Origin of the sequence: Flavobacterium sp. H122, assembly GCF_004959765.1 — a bacterium.
Taxonomy (GTDB): Bacteria; Bacteroidota; Bacteroidia; order Flavobacteriales; family Flavobacteriaceae; genus Flavobacterium.
Genome location: NZ_SJZD01000004.1, coordinates 249,863 through 265,727 on the forward strand (window position 1 = coordinate 249,863; position 15,865 = coordinate 265,727).

18 protein-coding genes and 1 tRNA gene are annotated in these 15,865 nt (G+C 33.4%); 12 read left to right on the top strand and 7 right to left on the bottom strand.

Going from position 1 to position 15,865, the window contains the following annotated elements:
• Positions 1–35 precede the first annotated feature (35 nt).
• From EZM65_RS08150 to EZM65_RS08160, 3 genes are read right to left on the bottom strand one after another with little or no spacing between them, the layout of a single operon-like run.
• Positions 36–761, bottom strand: a complete 726-nt coding sequence (locus EZM65_RS08150) for a ThiF family adenylyltransferase (RefSeq protein WP_136668059.1) — start codon at positions 759–761, stop codon at positions 36–38.
• Positions 762–779: 18 nt separating this feature from the next.
• Positions 780–1,424 carry a TatD family hydrolase gene (locus EZM65_RS08155; RefSeq protein ID WP_136668060.1) on the bottom strand — a complete coding sequence of 215 codons (645 nt, stop codon included), beginning with the start codon at positions 1,422–1,424 and terminating at the stop codon, positions 780–782.
• Complete coding sequence (locus tag EZM65_RS08160) at positions 1,424–2,059, bottom strand: DUF1684 domain-containing protein (RefSeq protein ID WP_248574841.1); 636 nt, start codon at positions 2,057–2,059, stop codon at positions 1,424–1,426. Before EZM65_RS08160 ends, EZM65_RS08155 begins: the two co-directional genes overlap by 1 nt.
• A 36-nt stretch (positions 2,060–2,095) precedes the next feature.
• Between EZM65_RS08160 and EZM65_RS08165 the strand changes: the two genes are divergently transcribed.
• From EZM65_RS08165 to EZM65_RS08180, 4 genes are all read left to right on the top strand, one after another.
• Positions 2,096–3,355, top strand: a complete 1,260-nt coding sequence (locus EZM65_RS08165) for an MFS transporter (RefSeq protein WP_136668061.1) — start codon at positions 2,096–2,098, stop codon at positions 3,353–3,355.
• A 121-nt stretch (positions 3,356–3,476) separates the two neighbouring features.
• Positions 3,477–3,836 carry a BlaI/MecI/CopY family transcriptional regulator gene (locus EZM65_RS08170; protein WP_136668062.1) on the top strand — a complete coding sequence of 120 codons (360 nt, stop codon included), beginning with the start codon at positions 3,477–3,479 and terminating at the stop codon, positions 3,834–3,836.
• Position 3,837: 1 nt separating this feature from the next.
• Positions 3,838–5,697, top strand: a complete 1,860-nt coding sequence (locus tag EZM65_RS08175) for a M56 family metallopeptidase (RefSeq protein WP_136668063.1) — start codon at positions 3,838–3,840, stop codon at positions 5,695–5,697.
• A gap of 115 nt (positions 5,698–5,812) precedes the next feature.
• Positions 5,813–5,959 carry an SsrA-binding protein gene (locus EZM65_RS08180; protein WP_136668064.1) on the top strand — a complete coding sequence of 49 codons (147 nt, stop codon included), beginning with the start codon at positions 5,813–5,815 and terminating at the stop codon, positions 5,957–5,959.
• Here the strand turns inward: EZM65_RS08180 and EZM65_RS08185 are convergent.
• The gene (locus tag EZM65_RS08185; protein ID WP_136668065.1) at positions 5,949–6,461 is read right to left on the bottom strand and encodes an adenine phosphoribosyltransferase; all 513 of its coding nucleotides are present in this window, start codon (positions 6,459–6,461) and stop codon (positions 5,949–5,951) included. The genes EZM65_RS08180 and EZM65_RS08185 overlap by 11 nt on opposite strands.
• A gap of 101 nt (positions 6,462–6,562) precedes the next feature.
• On the opposite strand from EZM65_RS08185, the gene EZM65_RS08190 reads away from it, so the two are divergent.
• The 7 genes from EZM65_RS08190 to EZM65_RS08220 all read left to right on the top strand — a co-directional run bounded on the left by EZM65_RS08190 (position 6,563) and on the right by EZM65_RS08220 (position 11,947).
• A tRNA-Arg gene (locus EZM65_RS08190) sits at positions 6,563–6,636 on the top strand.
• A gap of 116 nt (positions 6,637–6,752) precedes the next feature.
• Complete coding sequence (locus tag EZM65_RS08195) at positions 6,753–9,134, top strand: PAS domain S-box protein (protein ID WP_136668066.1); 2,382 nt, start codon at positions 6,753–6,755, stop codon at positions 9,132–9,134.
• Positions 9,106–9,489, top strand: a complete 384-nt coding sequence (locus EZM65_RS08200) for a response regulator (protein WP_136668067.1) — start codon at positions 9,106–9,108, stop codon at positions 9,487–9,489. The genes EZM65_RS08195 and EZM65_RS08200 overlap by 29 nt, the downstream gene beginning before the upstream one ends.
• A gap of 26 nt (positions 9,490–9,515) precedes the next feature.
• Positions 9,516–10,088: a pentapeptide repeat-containing protein gene (locus EZM65_RS08205; RefSeq protein WP_136668068.1), complete on the top strand. Its 573-nt coding sequence runs from the start codon at positions 9,516–9,518 to the stop codon at positions 10,086–10,088.
• A gap of 66 nt (positions 10,089–10,154) precedes the next feature.
• Entirely contained in the window at positions 10,155–10,823 is a 669-nt protein-coding gene (locus EZM65_RS08210) for a hypothetical protein (RefSeq protein WP_136668069.1), read from the top strand.
• Between the two features lie 6 nt (positions 10,824–10,829).
• A complete protein-coding gene (locus EZM65_RS08215) occupies positions 10,830–11,621 on the top strand; it encodes a hypothetical protein (protein WP_136668070.1) in 792 nt (263 codons plus the stop codon).
• A 26-nt stretch (positions 11,622–11,647) separates the two neighbouring features.
• Positions 11,648–11,947, top strand: a complete 300-nt coding sequence (locus EZM65_RS08220; RefSeq protein WP_136668071.1) for a DUF1905 domain-containing protein — start codon at positions 11,648–11,650, stop codon at positions 11,945–11,947.
• 57 nt (positions 11,948–12,004) lie between these two features.
• Here the strand turns inward: EZM65_RS08220 and EZM65_RS08225 are convergent, their stop codons facing one another.
• The 3 genes from EZM65_RS08225 to EZM65_RS08235 are packed head-to-tail and all read right to left on the bottom strand — an operon-like array spanning position 12,005 to position 15,020.
• A complete protein-coding gene (locus tag EZM65_RS08225) occupies positions 12,005–12,682 on the bottom strand; it encodes an ABC transporter ATP-binding protein (protein WP_136668072.1) in 678 nt (225 codons plus the stop codon).
• On the bottom strand, positions 12,682–13,938 hold the full coding sequence (locus EZM65_RS08230) for an FtsX-like permease family protein (protein ID WP_136668073.1): 1,257 nt from the start codon (positions 13,936–13,938) through the stop codon (positions 12,682–12,684). The genes EZM65_RS08225 and EZM65_RS08230 overlap by 1 nt, the downstream gene beginning before the upstream one ends.
• A complete protein-coding gene (locus tag EZM65_RS08235) occupies positions 13,938–15,020 on the bottom strand; it encodes an efflux RND transporter periplasmic adaptor subunit (protein ID WP_136668074.1) in 1,083 nt (360 codons plus the stop codon). The genes EZM65_RS08230 and EZM65_RS08235 overlap by 1 nt, the downstream gene beginning before the upstream one ends.
• A 106-nt stretch (positions 15,021–15,126) precedes the next feature.
• Here EZM65_RS08235 and EZM65_RS08240 point away from each other — a divergent pair, with 106 nt between their 5' ends.
• Positions 15,127–15,858, top strand: coding sequence for a sulfite exporter TauE/SafE family protein (locus EZM65_RS08240; protein ID WP_136668075.1), 732 nt, complete (start codon positions 15,127–15,129; stop codon positions 15,856–15,858).
• Positions 15,859–15,865: the final 7 nt, after the last annotated feature.

The following is a 15,865-nucleotide window of genomic DNA, read 5'->3' on the forward strand; positions in this document are numbered from 1 at the left end:
AAAATAAAAACCGGGATTTAAAAATCCCGGTTTTTTTATACACTTTGTTTTTTCAATAAATCCCTTACTACCTTTTCAGCTGCATGCAAACCAAATAATGCCGGCATCCAACTGTTAGTGCCGTAAAACGATTTCTTAAAGTTGGAACCGTCTGTCATCTTAACGCTTGAATAGTCAGGACGTTCATGAGAGTAAACTACTTTTACGCCACCTGAAATACCTTCTGCCTTAAGTCTTTTGCGGACTTGTTTTGCTAACGGACAGTAATCGGTTTTACTTATGTCTTTTATACATACTTTTCCAGCTTCAAACTTACCACCGGCACCCATGTTGCTGATAATTTTTATTTTTTTCTTCTTAGCAGCAATAATCAAATTCAGTTTTGGCGTAATACTATCAATACAGTCCATTACATAATCATAATCTTCTGTGACTAATTCGTAAGCTCTTTCAGGTGATAAAAACTCTTCTACAACCGTCAATTCAATTTCCGGATTAATATCTTTAATGCGGGCGGCCATCAACTGCACTTTTGGCAACCCAACTGTTGAATGTAAAGCCGGAAGCTGACGGTTGATGTTTGTAATATCAACAACATCGCCATCAACAATTGTCATTTTTCCAACCCCTGCTCTGGCTATGAATTCGGCCGCAAAGGATCCTACTCCTCCCATACCAACTACCAATACATTTGAATTTCTTAATTTTTCCAAACCTTCCGGTTTAAACAATAATTCTGCTCTTTCCTGCCAAATTGCCATTTTCTTTTCTTTTCAAGTTTACTTAATATCAGGGTAAAAAACAGCATTGAAATTTTTTTCCACCTGACGTTCTATATCAATATTTTTAATTTGCGAAGCCTTTTGATACACATCAAAAATAGTTTCTTCAATCGTATCAGTCTCTAAAAAAAATCTATCATCAGGAATGTTTTCAAAAACTGAAGCCAATTCAGGATTCCGCAACAAATATTTTCCAAATGATAAATAAAATCCTTTATCTAAAAGCGATTTGGCTACTTGAAAATTTTTAGAAAAACCATGAATAATCATAGGTGTTTCAATAGACATTTCTTTTTTAATAGCTATAACTTCCTGATATGCTGAAACGCAGTGCAAAATTATAGGTTTTTTATATTCTTTTGCAAGTTCTAATTGAGATTTAAAAACATCAACCTGAATATCCAGCGGAATTTCAATTCTTTTATCCAAACCACATTCACCTAGTGCCAAACACTCTTTACTTTGAAGTTTTTCTTTAATTATTGAAAGTTCTATTTCTACGCTTTCGGTTTTAATATGCCACGGATGGATTCCAATGGAATACAGCGGTATTTCTGCATTAAATTCTAAAGGATATTGGTTAACCACTTCAACAACACCTTCAAGATTTTTAAAATTATGAGTATGTAAATTATATTTCATCAATCATGAAATTTCTTAACTCCCGCTTTGATTTCAAGCTTCAAATCATTTTCTTCAGGAACTATGGGACAAGAGAATTTTTTATTGTAAGCACAATAAGGATTATAGGCTTTGTTAAAATCTATGATTACTTTTTTGTCCTTAGGTATATGCATGTCCAAATATCTTCCGGCACCGTACGTTTCAACACCATTAGTATAATCGGTAAAAGGTAAAAACAGATAATCTTCAAATCCTTTTCGTTTCATTAATTCAAGATTCTGATATACATAAAGCTGTAATTCTTTACCTTCCAATTTAAAACGAAGCAATCCGTACATTTTATATTTTGGTAAGCGGTCCGTTGAAGTTTTCATCTCAAAGACTCTGCCCTTTCTAATTTTTTCAAATTTGGCTTCCACAATATAACTCTCAGAAACAGGATAAAAATCCAGTTGCTTAAAATGCGCTAAATCCTCTTTTGTTAAAGGAGACGAAGTACTATCAGCAAATTCTTTATTTAATTTTTCCTGGGATTCAATGGCTGTTTTCAATAACTCACTTTTATCCTGAGACCAACCCACATTGGAAAAAGCAATTAAAAAAAGTAATGTTTTAAAAAATCTTAAATTCATCGTAACAAGTATTAACTTCATTTTAGTTTTTTATACCTTTGAGCTAACTGCAAATATATGTTAAAACAAGCCTTAATCAGATACTTTAACAATTTCAAAGGATTTTCACGGGAAATTTGGATTCTAACACTGATGACTTTCATCAACAGAGCCGGAACAATGGTACTCCCCTTTTTGTCAAAATACTTAAAAGAAGACCTGCATTTTGACTACGACCAGGTAGGCTGGGTTTTATTCTCTTTTGGGGTAGGCTCTATGGTTGGATCATGGCTGGGAGGAAAACTATCAGACAAGATAGGCTTTTACAAAATAATGATTTTCAGTTTATTTACCAGCGGAATTTCCTTTTTCATCCTTCAGTTTATCACCAGTTTCATTGGGTTATGTATAAGTATATTTCTTATCATGTGCGTAGCAGACATGTTTCGTCCGGCTATGTTTGTGTCTTTAGGTGCTTATGCAAAAAAAGAAAACAGAACCCGCGCACTGACATTAGTCCGCTTAGCTATCAATCTGGGATTTGCCGCAGGTCCGGCCATGGGAGGATTAATTATTATGAACATTGGATATAAAGGGTTATTCTGGGTTGACGGAGCGACATGTATTTTAGCGATATTGATCTTTTGGTATTTTGTAAAGGAAAAGAAACATTCAAAATATCAGGACAAAGAACATCCCGGCGAAATTTTAACACATTCGGTATTCAAAGACAAAACGTTTTGGATTTTTCTGGCGTGCTGCAGTATTACAGGAATATTATTCTTTCAATTATTTACTACCCTTCCTCTTTATCATAAAGAGCAATTTGATTTAACAGAATTTCAGACCGGTTTATTAATGATGATGAACGGTTTACTGATTTTTGCTTTAGAAATGCCCATCGTAAGTTTTGTTGAAAGAAAGCAATTCAACAAAGTCAAGTTAGTTACTTTAGGCGCTGTTTGCATGGCTATAAGTTTATATCTGCTGCTTTTCAATCAATGGGCCGGCATTTTAATTATCATGATGTTATTTATGACATTCGGTGAAATGTTTGCTTTCCCTTTCTCGAACTCATTTGCTATGAGCCGAGCGCCAAAAGGACACGAAGGGCGTTATATGGCAATCTTTACGATGAGTTATAGCTTATCACATATATTGAGTGCTAAAATAGGCATGGGTATTTTAGATGCAGAAGAAAAAGTAAAATTTATTTCTTATTTGGGAGGTTATCAATCCAATTGGTTATTCATGGGTACTTTAGGAGTAATTGGTTCTTTATTAGGCATATGGACTTACAAACTGGTAAAAAAAGAACAAATTATCCGCACTCCATAAGCAATTAATTTTCTTAAAATTAACTTAAAAAATAGTTAAATAACTACAAAAACAGTTGTGTAACTAAAAATATAGTTATAAGTTTGTTTCAACAAGAAAAGAACGACTCAAACTATTGACTATGCAAAAGTTAACCAATAAAGAAGAAGAAATCATGCAGATTTTATGGAAGCTTAAAAAAGCTTTCGTAAAAGAAGTTATGGCCGAAATAACCGAAGAAACCCCACACTATAACACCTTATCAACAATTATCAGAAATTTAGAAGATAAAGGCTATGTGGGACATAATGCCTTTGGCAATACACACCAGTACTATCCTGTTGTTACTATAGAAGACTATAGAAAGCGCTTCATGAAAAATGCTATTGAAAACTATTTTAATAGTTCTTATAAAAATTTGGTTTCTTTTTTTGCTGAAGAACAAAAAATCTCAGCAGATGAACTTCGTGAAATACTGGAAATAATAGAAAATAAAAAGTAAAATGGAAGCTATACTACTATATTTTGCTAAAGCCAGCTTACTTATTATAGTTTACTTTCTGGCATATCATTTTTTGCTTCGTAAAGAAACTTTCTTTACTTCAAACAGATGGTTTTTATTGTTAGGATTAGCAACTTCTGCAACGCTTCCTCTATTCTTTATCAAAAAATTCATTGTTGTTCCACAACCTGAATTTACACCTGAACAATTAGTAGCTCTTTCTAACATACCCTTGACAACAGTAGCACAAGAAGCATCTATAAACTGGTTTTTAATTGCAGTGAGTATATATGCATTAATTGTTGGTATACTTTTTTTTAAGATTATAGGAAACATTTTTTCACTATTTAAACTTTTACACAAAAAGGAGATTATCCGTCGTGATCAGTTTGCGTTGGTTGACATAAATGAAGACATTACTCCGTTTTCATTTTTCAATTTTATTGTTTTTAATTCAAACTACTATACAAATGATGAACTGCAAAGCATCCTGCTGCACGAAAAAGTGCATAGTCAGGAAAGACATTCCATAGATGTTCTACTGGCACGACTATTTTGTATTGTTTTTTGGTTCAATCCATTTATGTGGCTGTACAAAAAAGCCATGATCCAAAATTTAGAATACATCGCTGACAGCAAAGCCAGTAAGCAATTTGAAGACAAAAAAGTGTATCAAAAAGCACTTTTAAAAGTGGTTACGCATCAAAACTGCTTAGCCATTACCAATCATTTTTATCAATCTTTAATCAAAAATCGAATCGTTATGTTAAACAAAAACCAATCCCAAAAAAGAAACTCTTGGAAGTATGCTTTGGTTTTGCCGGCTTTGGCAATTTTTATGCTGCTTTTCCAAGTAAAAACAATCGCACAGGAAAAAAGACATAATTCCAAAGTAGCTGAATTAGTCTGGAATAAAAATGCTACTGAAGAAGAATTTAAAGACGACGCTGATAGGTTGAAAGAATTTGGAGTTACTTTAAAATTCTCAAAAGTCAAAAGAAACAGTAATGGAGAAATTACAGGTATTAAAATCGAATTTAAAGATGCCAACGGAAAAAAAGGAATGACCCACATTCAAGGTGACGAACCTATTAAACCAATCTATTTTCATAAAGCTAAAGACAAAATCGGATTTGGTGTACGTCCAAACGATTCACGAATAGCTCAAGGAAAACATATAAATGACACAAACGATGAAAAAGATTTTGGCTTCTCATTTTTAGGAGATGATGAAGATGCTGTTGCCGATATAGAAAAAATAGTTATACCCAATTTACCCGAAATAGCTGATGCTCCTGAAGTTGAAGGCATTCATCCTCCTGATGCACCTAAAGCTCCAAAAATGAAAAGCTTCAACAAGAGCATTATTATCAACAAAAAGAATGACGCAAAACCGGAGATAATCATCAATGGTAAGAAATTAGATGCTGACTCTGAGGAGTACAAAAAAATGGCGGAAGATTTTGATGGCAGGTTAGAATTTAAAATGGATGAGAACGGTCCGATGGTATTCAAATTCAATGACGACCAGGTTTTCAAATTCAACCCGGGTGATGTTGAAAAAGTAACCAGAGAAGCAATTGAAAAATCACGCATTCAAATTGAAAAAATGCGCGAAAGAATGGAAAAAATGCATCCTGAAATGGAAAAAATGAAAATTGAAATGGAAAAAGTAAAACCAGAGGATTTTAATTTTGATTTTCGATGGGATGACAAGGAAAACAGTGATGCCGATATGAAAAAAGCACGTGAGGAAATGATGAAAGCAAAAGAAGAAATGCTGAAAGCACGTGATGAAATGATGAAGGCCCGTGAAGAAATGATGCGTGCTAAATCAGAAAGCAAGACTAAAAAAGCTTAATTCTTCAGTAACTTTTACAACAAAAGAAAGGAATCTCACAACAATAGATTATGAGATTCCTTTCTTTGTATATAATAACAGATAGGTTCTTATATTTGTACCAAAAAAAATCCTGATGTATACAGTTTTAGCAAAAATCAACAAAGCAATTTTACCAAGCTTCACAAAACAGCAATTGGATCCGGCAAAAGCAAAAAAATGGCAACTGGCAATTTTAGCCTACCGCTACTATGTAACCACAAGAGCTTTATCTAATAAGTAATTGCTGAAAAAATAGGATGCTGGGCAATTTTTTCTTTCCCGTTTAAAAAAGATAATTCCATAAGGAAATTGCACTGTACAATTTCACCGCCTAGTTTTTCAACCAACTCACAAACGGCTTTTGCAGTACCGCCGGTAGCCAAAACATCGTCGTGAATCAAAATTCTATCTCCCTTTTGAATAGCATCAATATGCATTTCCAAAGTATCCTGACCATATTCCAGTTCATAACTGGCAGAAATGGTTTTATAAGGTAATTTTTTAGGCTTTCTGACAGGTATAAAACCTACATTTAGTTTTTGAGCCAATAAAATACCAAAGAAAAAACCTCTTGATTCCACCCCTACTACCTTATCAATTTGTTTATTTTTTAGTTCTGAAACTAAATGTTCAAGCATTTTTTCTCTTGCCTCTGCATCTAAAAGCAAAGGAGTGATATCTTTAAATAAAATTCCTTCTTTCGGAAAGTCCTGAATATCACGAAAGTACTGTTTAAAGTCCATTAAATTTGATTTTTTTATAAAATTTCCTTTGCAAGTTACACATTTGTTTCTATATTTGCACCCGCTAACAAGGAGTTATTCACTGTTTAGCAAAACAAATCGGCCTCGTGGCGCAACTGAATAGCGCATCTGATTACGGCTCAGAAGGTTACAGGTTTGAATCCTGTCGAGGTCACTAAAGCTCACCAAACGGTGAGCTTTTTTATTTTTATCCGCTTTTTTATCAGTTCCGGCAGAACAGCTTTTATATCTCTGATTTTTAGCTATATTTACAAACCTAAAATGTGCTGATTGAATCCTGAAAATAAAATATCACAAATCATAAACTGGTTTTTATCCCGCCCTAAAACTTCAGGATGGATAGTTTTTTGTTCGCTGTTATCACTTCTATCATTAGTTGTTTTCTTTAAATACCAAATAAAAAAAGAAAATGACAGAAACGAAATGGACAATATTCTTGCTGTTGTAAAAAAGAATATTGAACAGAACCTAAAAAACAATTATGCGGCAGTTATTACGATTGCTCTATCTATTGATGATTCCGGTCAGCCAAAAAATTTTGAGAAAAATGCCGAAAGACTCATAAAGACTTATGATAATATAGATGCAATCCAGTTAGTTCCCAATGGTATAATTAAAATGACTTATCCTATTGAAGAAAACAAATCGGCTATAGGTTTTGATATTCTCAACAGTCCGTTACACCGGAAAGCGGCTTTAAAAGCAATTGAATCCAAAACAATTTATTTTTCAGGTCCTGTAGAATTAAAACAGGGAGGCTTAGGTGTTGTAGGCAGACTGCCTGTTTTCAAAAAAGGTAAATTCTGGGGATTTTCTGCAGTTATTATCAAATTCAACACTTTCATTAAATCAATAGGTCTTAATGAATTCAAAAAAGGCAATTATTATTTCCAGCTCAGTAAAATAAATCCAATAACCAATAAGACCGATTTTTTTCTGAATAACAAATCTGATTTTTCAGATAAATTCTACAGAACTGTTGATATACCTGAAGGTGACTGGAAACTATATATAATTTCAACAAAAAACAGCTACATTGCAGAATTACTGCCTATTTCAATTATTGGGAGTTTACTAAGCGCTTTATGCGGTTTATTTGTTTTAACACTTCTCAAAAGACCTTCTGAATTACACAAACTGGTAGAAATCCAAAAGCAAAAACTTATTAAAAGTGAATTCCTGTTTAAATCAATATTTGAAAATGCCGGTCTGGGTATCATTCATACCGACACTGTTACAGGACAATGTATTGATGCCAATGAAAAAATCTGTCAGTTATTAGGATATACAACCAAAGAACTCAAACAGATGAATTTCATGATGCTGACTCACCCTGATGACCTTCAGGAGGATTTAAACAACATGAATAAACTGCGCAAAGGCGAAATAAAACAGTTCTCTATGGAAAAAAGGTATTTCCATAAAAACGGACAAACCATTTGGGTTTCAATAACAGTTTCTCCTTTGTGGGATAAAAATGAAGAACCTACTCATCATATTGCCATTATTGAAGATATTTCTGTCCGTAAGGAAGTCCAAAGAGAATTATTGGAGTCAAAACAGAATATAAAAGATTTAATAGACAGTATTGATGGTATTGTCTGGGAAGGTAATTCAGAAGAACCAGGTATCACATTCATAAGTAGAAAATCTAAATCAATTTTGGGCTATACACCTGAAGAATGGATTGCCGACGATTATTTTTGGAGAAAAATAATTCATCCGGAAGACCGGGAATGGGTTATCGAATTCAGTATTAAATCGGCCAGAGAACAAATCCCGTTTGATCAGGAATACAGGATAATCAGCAAAAACGGAAATATAGTCTGGGTAAGGGACCTTGTCAGCATTTACTATACTGAAGATAATAAAGTCAGATTCCGAGGAATTTTAATTGATATTACAAAATCAAAACAGTTTGAAATCGACTTAAACAATTCTCTTAAACTCGTTACAGAACAAAACAAGCGTCTGCTTAATTTTTCACATATTGTTTCCCACAACCTTCGCTCACACACGAGTAACATTGAATCGCTTATCAATCTGATTGAAATTAGTGAAGATGAAGAAGAACAAAAAGAGCTTATAAGTCTATTAAAATCGGTTTCAGACAATCTGAACCAAACTATGGATAACTTAAACGAAGTGGTTTCCATACAAACTGATATAAATCCTGTTATTGAAAATTTAAGTCTCAACAAATACATTGAAAAAACTCAGGAAGTACTTCGTAACCAGATCATAAAAAATGATGCAGTAATCCATAATAATGTTGCCGGAAGTGCTTTAGTACATTTTAATCCGGCTTACCTGGAAAGTGTTTTGCTTAATTTATTATCTAACGCTATCCGTTACAGGCATCCTGACAGAAAACCTGAAATCTTTTTAAACTTTTATACAGAAAATAACCACCAAGTCCTTGAAATTAAAGATAACGGAATAGGAATTGATTTAAAAAAGAATCATAAAAAGCTTTTTGGACTATATAAAACATTTACCACTAATCCTGAATCCAGAGGAATAGGTTTGTTTATTTCCAAAAACCAAATTGATGCGATGAAAGGGAAAATCGAAGTAGAAAGTACTTTACAACAAGGAACAACTTTTAAAATTTATTTCAACAATGCTGCAAAAGAAAATATATATAATTGATGACGATCCTGTTTACAAGCTTGTCACCAAAAAACTAATTAACAAAACCAATCTGTTTTGTCAAACCAAAGAATTTTCAAATGGCAATGAAGCTTTTGAATATTTTGAAACCACACAGGATTTCCCTGAAATAATCCTTTTAGATCTTGAAATGCCTGAAATGGATGGATGGGAATTTCTTGCTGAATTTTGCAGATTAAGAAGCAGTCTCCATAAAGACAGCAAAGTATATATTGCCACCTCTTCAATAGCTCATGAAGACAAAGAAAAAGCAAAAGAATTCATTTGTGTTAAAGGTTTTATAAGTAAGCCTATAAATCTTGAAAAATTAAAAACCATAGCCCATCAAGAATAAGTATATTTGCTCACAAAACAGTAAACATGACCGCCGATTTCATCTACGATAAAGAATTCAATCACATTACCTATACACAATACGAAATCACACAAAAAGAATTTGAAAACTGTGTTTTCAACCATTGTGATTTTACCCAATGTAATTTTACAGGTGCTATTTTTGTAGATTGTACTTTTAACCACTGTAACTTTAAAGAAGCAAAAATTGGTCATGTAGGACTAAGGGGCGTGCAATTTAACGATAGCAACTTTACCAGCGTGAATTTTGCGATGACCGATCAAAAAATTTACGAATTTCACTTTACCAACTGCCTTCTGGATTACGCTATGTTTTATAAGCTGAAACTCAAAAGAATGCAGTTTACCAATTGCAGTATGGTTTCGGTCGATTTTATGGAAAGTGATCTTACCGAAGCTTTATTTGACAACTGTAACTTACGTTTAACTGTTTTCTCTGATACTGATTTAACCAAAGCCGATTTCTACAGCAGTCACAATTTCTCCATCCATCCTGTAAAAAACAAAATCAAGAAAGCCATTTTTTCTAATGAAAATGTAAAAGGCCTATTAGAACATTTTGAAGTAATTATTAAATAATTTTTGAAAGATTTCACTTACTTTTTGTAGTTTTGGAAAAACTGGTTTTATCGCAAACTATAAAATATGACTGAAAATATAAAGTACTTCTCGAAATTATCACTATCCGGAATAATAAGTTTCCTCAAAATAAACATTCTGACTACTGCATCCACAGTTACAATAGGAATTATAGGTTTTATCATTCTTACTAAAAACATTAATGCAGGAAATTCAGGTCATGTAAGTGCTATACCATTTCTTGTGATGACATTTGGAGCCAGACCAATAGGTTCAATCCTTTGGTATATCGTTATATTAGGCAGTCCGTTTCTTTTTTTTGCATTGGGAAACAAATATGTCCTGACAAAACTGGCAAACAGAATCATAGTTGACAAATCAGACACCTTACTTAATCCTGTACTTGATAAGTTATTTAATAAATTCAAAGCAAATCAGTCCAATACCATAAAAAGTGCTGCTGATTATTCTATGAACAAATTAAAGCTCATTGAAAACATAAAAAAAGACAAAACCGAAAACAAATGGCTGAAAAGAATTATCGTTTTTGGTATGAAAAAAGTAAAAATGGACGATGTAGACTTCAATAAAGAAGGACAGAATTTTCATGATATCCTTAAACTAAAAACCATAGAAACGCTAAAGGACATTTCAGAACCTGATAAGACCATTATTTGGATTACTTTAGGTGTTCAATGGGGAGTTTTATTATTTATCTGGCTGACTAAATTTTAGTCAAAGATGTTTTCTTATTTTAAAAAATTTCTATTCTATCTGATTTCTCATGGACTATTTGTTTCATGCAATTTCATAAAAGAAAAAACATTTGATGTAACATTACCCAAAAGCAGCAGTAAAACAGGAATAGGATTAATTCATTTTAATTTATCGGAACCAATTAAGTTTTTTAAAACCGAAACTGATTCGATACCCTATGATACTTTAAAATTTTCAGAAACAGCTTTCGGATTATACAAAGGAACATGTGAATTCAAAACTGGTCAGCTCGGCAGTAAACTCAAGCCTTATATTTTGTTTCAAGGTGACTCTGATTCTGAAGCGGAAAACAATTTGAGGATGGGATTAATCCGGTTTGCTCCTGAGTTGGTTTTCAGAGTTGTTAAAGCAACTAAGAACGGTTTTATTGTCGTAATAGATGAATCTACTTTGGAAACCAGTTATATAAAAGTCGATTTTAAAAATGACCTCCGGAAAAACACCAATAGTAATCCCAACTTCTTTGAGCCTAATTTTGTTGATTCAAAAATCAGTAATTGGTTTTATTACGAAACCTGGCCGCAAATTCTAAAACGTGCTTATGAAATCAGCATTGATACTGCCAAAATTTATCATTCACCCAACGGAAGGAAAATAAGTACAGATAGAGAATATGCCCGGATAGATTCTGTTACAGGTGACTGGGCAAGACTTATTGAAGGTTTTAATGAAGATTCCAAAAAAATTGGTTGGATAAAGTGGCATGAGAATGACAGCATAAAGGTAGGAATTGTACTAAACGGCGGGTATGAATAAAATCAATTTTAACAATTTGTAAAAAAATGCCCAACCTTATCAAATATTCCTTCTCCGCAACAATTTGGCAATACGATGGACCTAATGGCTGGTATTTTGTATCGTTACCACAAGACATTTCAAAAGAAATAAGGGAAAACCTAAAATGGCAGGAAGAAGGCTGGGGACGGTTAAAAGCTACGGCTCAAATTCAAAACCAGGAATGGAAAACCGCCATTTGGTTTGATACGAAACAAAACACCTATCTCCTACCCTTAAAAGCTGCCATTAGAACCAAATGCAAGCTGGAAAAAGATCAGGTTATTGAAGTGAGTGTGTTTTTATAGGCTGGATTTCGTTTTCATACCTGACAGGTTTATAAAAAAAATGTCGGGGATGAAAAATCAACTCACTATTCTACCATCTTCCATAGTAACAATTCGGTGGGTTCTATTGGCAAAGTCTGCATCATGAGTTACAATTAGCAGCGTTTGGTTGTATTCCTTGGTGAGTTGGTTAAAAATATCAAAAACAATATCGCTGTTTTTCTTATCAAGATTACCAGTTGGTTCATCACCCATTATAATCAATGGTTTGTTTATAAGTGCCCGGGCGATGGCTACCCGCTGTTTTTGTCCGCCGCTCAACTGATTGGGCATTTTCAAAGCATGTTCCTGCATATCCAATGTGCGAAGGTATTCCATGGCATTGTACTCTATTTCTTCTTCAGAAAGCTTCGCCAATTTAAGACCGGGAAGCATCACATTACGCAATACATTGAACTCGTTAAGCAAATAATGAAACTGAAACACAAAACCTATGTTCTCATTACGTATTTGGGCCAATTCCTTATCGGTTTTACCGGTGATAAGCTGTTCATCCATGAAAATCTGCCCTTCATAATCGGTATCCATAGTGGAAAGCAAATACAGTAAAGTTGATTTCCCACAACCCGATTTCCCTACAATAGAGACAAATTCTCCGTGTTCTACTTTAAGGTCAATTTCTTTGAGTACCTGTATGCGGACAGGATCATCAAAATACTTGGTTAGTTTTTGGGTTTCTAAAACAATATTGCTCATTACTTTCCTCTAATAATTTCAACTGGGTCAACTTTACTTGCTTTTAAAGCAGGAAACAAACCCGCAATAAAAGTGGTAATTATGGCAAAAGTGATTCCTATCACATAAAACGCAGGATTATAATTTACCGGAAACGTTTTTACGGTAGGAAGCGCCGCGGTATTAAACGGAATCACATCTATAATATTCGAAAAAAAATAGCCGAAAACGAGTCCTAATACACCTCCGCAAACACCAATTACCATTGATAATATCATAAAAATCCATTTCACATCACTGCCGGAAAAACCTGTGGCTTTCAAAATGGCAATACTGTCCATTTTTTCGAAAATCATCATATTAAGGATATTGTAGATTCCAAATCCGGCTACAATAAGCAAAACAATCCCTACCGCATACGAAATTATAGCCCTGATGGTAGTTCCTGTTTCAAATTGTGAATTGGTGGTTTGAAAATCTATCGCATCAACATTGTACTTATTTTTATACTCTTTTGTTAAAGCTGGTGCTAAATTCAAATCATGTATTTTTATCTGTATATCAGTGATATAATTTTTAGGAGCTCCCAACAATTTTTGAGCCATGGTTAACGAGGTATAACTTGTTATATCGTCAATTTCCGCAATACCAATTTGGATAATCCCAACAATCTTCATAGAAGCCAGATTCCCTCTTGGCGTTGTAATTTTAATGATATCTCCCGATTTTAAAAGCATTTTATCAGATAGGCCCTTCCCTATCACAATACTATTATTTTGGCGAAGATCTTCTATTTTACCTTCCACCATGTAGTCATTTAGTTTGAATAGTTTTTCCTCGATTAAAACATCAATACCATTGGCTATCCCTGAAATTTCGATAGTTCCGGAATTAAAAAAAACAGGTGTGGTTATCTTTGGTGCAACATCAAAAACCCTATTATCTTGCTTTAAACTCTGAATAATTGCTTTGGCATTATAAATCGATTTTCCTCTGTCTTTAGGTTTGATGGAGTTGATGAAATTTACATCGTTTTTATGTTCTTCTGCCAAATTTATAGGCTGATTTTCTGAAGGTTTTATTTCATTATATAATCGGACATGCGGCGTTCGATTGATGATTAATCCGTCCAGCAAATCGTTCATTCCGTACATAAAACTTACCAAAGTAATAAACATGGCTATTCCAAAAGTCACTCCTACTCCAGCGATTACCGTTTGTTTTAATCGGGAGCGCATTAAATGCAAAGCGATGGAAAAGATTAATTTAAAATTCATTATTTGGGCAAATAAATGGTCTCTTCTACTGATAAACCTTCTAAAACTTCTACGTTTTGATAGTCACACAAACCTATTTTAATTTTTCGTTTTTCATCTTCATTAACCAACACATATTCCTCATCAATCAAATAATTACGCGGAATAGTCAATACATTATTTCTAACATTAATAATGATATTGGCTTCGGCAGTTAAATTTGGATATAATTTAGGAGGCGTTTTTACAAAATGTGCCTCTATTTTAAAGGTACGTGAACGAACATCCATAATTGGATAAATTTTATCTACAGTAGCTTCAAAAACCTGACCTTTATAGCTGTCCATTGTGACCATTATTTTTTGACCAACAGTTACACGGGCCATATCGTTTTCATCTACATCAAGTTCCAATAAATAATTATTCTTTTTACCAATAATAGCCAAAGGTGTCTGAGGTGAAATCAAAGTACCTTCTTTTACCAAAACATCATACAATTCACCCGAAAAAGCACTCTTTACCGTAAAATCACTTTGCGATTTTTGGTTGATTTTTAAATTGATGTTGCTTCTGCTTTGCTCATTTTGAAGTTGTGCTTTTAACTGCGACAATTGTTTTAGAGCTGATGTATAGTTTGATTTGGAATTTTTATAGGCTAATTCTACTTTTTCAAAGTCAACTTCCGAAATTGCATTATATTCTTTTACGTTTTTACTTCTTTTATAGACAGATTCATCAAGAGCCAGTTTATCTTTGGTGCTTTGCACACGCAATTCAGCTTCAGCTATTTTATCCTGAATAAACCGACCGCTTTGCTGACTCATTTCATAATTCAAACGGGCATTTTCGGTAGCTAAATTGGCCTTTTCACTTTCAATTTGAAATAAGACTTGTCCTTTTGAGATAGTTTGCCCTACAGTAGCATTTATCTTCTGCAAAATACCACTCACAGTCGCAAAAACAGTGTATTGATTATCAGCTTTTATGACACCAGAAGCATATACACTTTCGGTAACGATTCCTTTTTTAGGTTGGATTTCCTCAGTTTCGTTTTTAGAACAAGAAAATAGTAGTAAAAGCGATGCTAAAAGTATTTTTTTCATGAAAAAGAAATTCACATTCTGACATAAAATTACGGAATAACTTATGAAATAACGTGACATTTGTCAGTTAATTCATTATTTTTATAGTAAATCAACACATTTCCACATGAGTACAGAATTATTGATTTATTTTATTCTTCTAGCCTTAATTTCTGAAATTGTGGGTACTGTGGGAGGTTTTGGTTCTTCGATGCTTTTTGTTCCTATTGCGGGCTATTTTCTGGATTTTCATTCGGTTTTAGGAGTTACGGCAATTTATCATTTATCGAGTAATGCATCTAAAATATATTTTTTTAGAGAAGGTTTTGATAAAAAATTGGTCATAAACATGGGAATTGCCTCTATCCTTTTTGTGATTCTTGGTGCTTTTTTAAGCAAATGCATTTCCTCTAAACTATTGGAGTTTTTACTGGCCATCTTTCTCATTGTTTTAAGTATTCTATTATTAATTTTTAGAAACAAACGATTAGCTCCCACTACATTAAATGCCGTTTTAGGGGGAAGTTTTTCAGGATTTGTAGCAGGGCTTTTAGGCACCGGCGGTGCAATACGAGGAGTGGTTTTGGCTTCTTACGGATTAAAAACCAATGTATTTATTGCCACATCTGCACTAATCGATTTGGGTATTGATGCCAGCCGAAGTGTGGTGTATTCTTTAAATGGTTTTGTTCACAAAGATGACCTTTATTTGATTCCTATTTTGCTGATTGTAAGTTTTACCGGTACTTTTATTGGTAAAAGAATTGTGAATTTATTAACGGAAAAACAGTTTCAAACTAGCGTTTTATTGTTAATTTTAATAACCGGAATGGTAACTTTATACAAAACCTTCCCGTAATAAAACG

What these genes read in the sequence shown, in the direction of transcription:
- EZM65_RS08150 (WP_136668059.1), bottom strand. Translation starts at nt 761, where the DNA reads ATGGCAATTTGGCAGGAAAGAGCAGAATTATTGTTTAAACCGGAAGGT.
- EZM65_RS08155 (WP_136668060.1), bottom strand. Translation starts at nt 1,424, where the DNA reads ATGAAATATAATTTACATACTCATAATTTTAAAAATCTTGAAGGTGTT.
- EZM65_RS08160 (WP_248574841.1), bottom strand. Translation starts at nt 2,059, where the DNA reads ATGAAGTTAATACTTGTTACGATGAATTTAAGATTTTTTAAAACATTA.
- EZM65_RS08165 (WP_136668061.1), top strand. Translation starts at nt 2,096, where the DNA reads ATGTTAAAACAAGCCTTAATCAGATACTTTAACAATTTCAAAGGATTT.
- EZM65_RS08170 (WP_136668062.1), top strand. Translation starts at nt 3,477, where the DNA reads ATGCAAAAGTTAACCAATAAAGAAGAAGAAATCATGCAGATTTTATGG.
- EZM65_RS08175 (WP_136668063.1), top strand. Translation starts at nt 3,838, where the DNA reads ATGGAAGCTATACTACTATATTTTGCTAAAGCCAGCTTACTTATTATA.
- EZM65_RS08180 (WP_136668064.1), top strand. Translation starts at nt 5,813, where the DNA reads ATGTATACAGTTTTAGCAAAAATCAACAAAGCAATTTTACCAAGCTTC.
- EZM65_RS08185 (WP_136668065.1), bottom strand. Translation starts at nt 6,461, where the DNA reads ATGGACTTTAAACAGTACTTTCGTGATATTCAGGACTTTCCGAAAGAA.
- EZM65_RS08200 (WP_136668067.1), top strand. Translation starts at nt 9,106, where the DNA reads ATGCTGCAAAAGAAAATATATATAATTGATGACGATCCTGTTTACAAG.
- EZM65_RS08205 (WP_136668068.1), top strand. Translation starts at nt 9,516, where the DNA reads ATGACCGCCGATTTCATCTACGATAAAGAATTCAATCACATTACCTAT.
- EZM65_RS08210 (WP_136668069.1), top strand. Translation starts at nt 10,155, where the DNA reads ATGACTGAAAATATAAAGTACTTCTCGAAATTATCACTATCCGGAATA.
- EZM65_RS08215 (WP_136668070.1), top strand. Translation starts at nt 10,830, where the DNA reads ATGTTTTCTTATTTTAAAAAATTTCTATTCTATCTGATTTCTCATGGA.
- EZM65_RS08220 (WP_136668071.1), top strand. Translation starts at nt 11,648, where the DNA reads ATGCCCAACCTTATCAAATATTCCTTCTCCGCAACAATTTGGCAATAC.
- EZM65_RS08225 (WP_136668072.1), bottom strand. Translation starts at nt 12,682, where the DNA reads ATGAGCAATATTGTTTTAGAAACCCAAAAACTAACCAAGTATTTTGAT.
- EZM65_RS08230 (WP_136668073.1), bottom strand. Translation starts at nt 13,938, where the DNA reads ATGAATTTTAAATTAATCTTTTCCATCGCTTTGCATTTAATGCGCTCC.
- EZM65_RS08235 (WP_136668074.1), bottom strand. Translation starts at nt 15,020, where the DNA reads ATGAAAAAAATACTTTTAGCATCGCTTTTACTACTATTTTCTTGTTCT.
- EZM65_RS08240 (WP_136668075.1), top strand. Translation starts at nt 15,127, where the DNA reads ATGAGTACAGAATTATTGATTTATTTTATTCTTCTAGCCTTAATTTCT.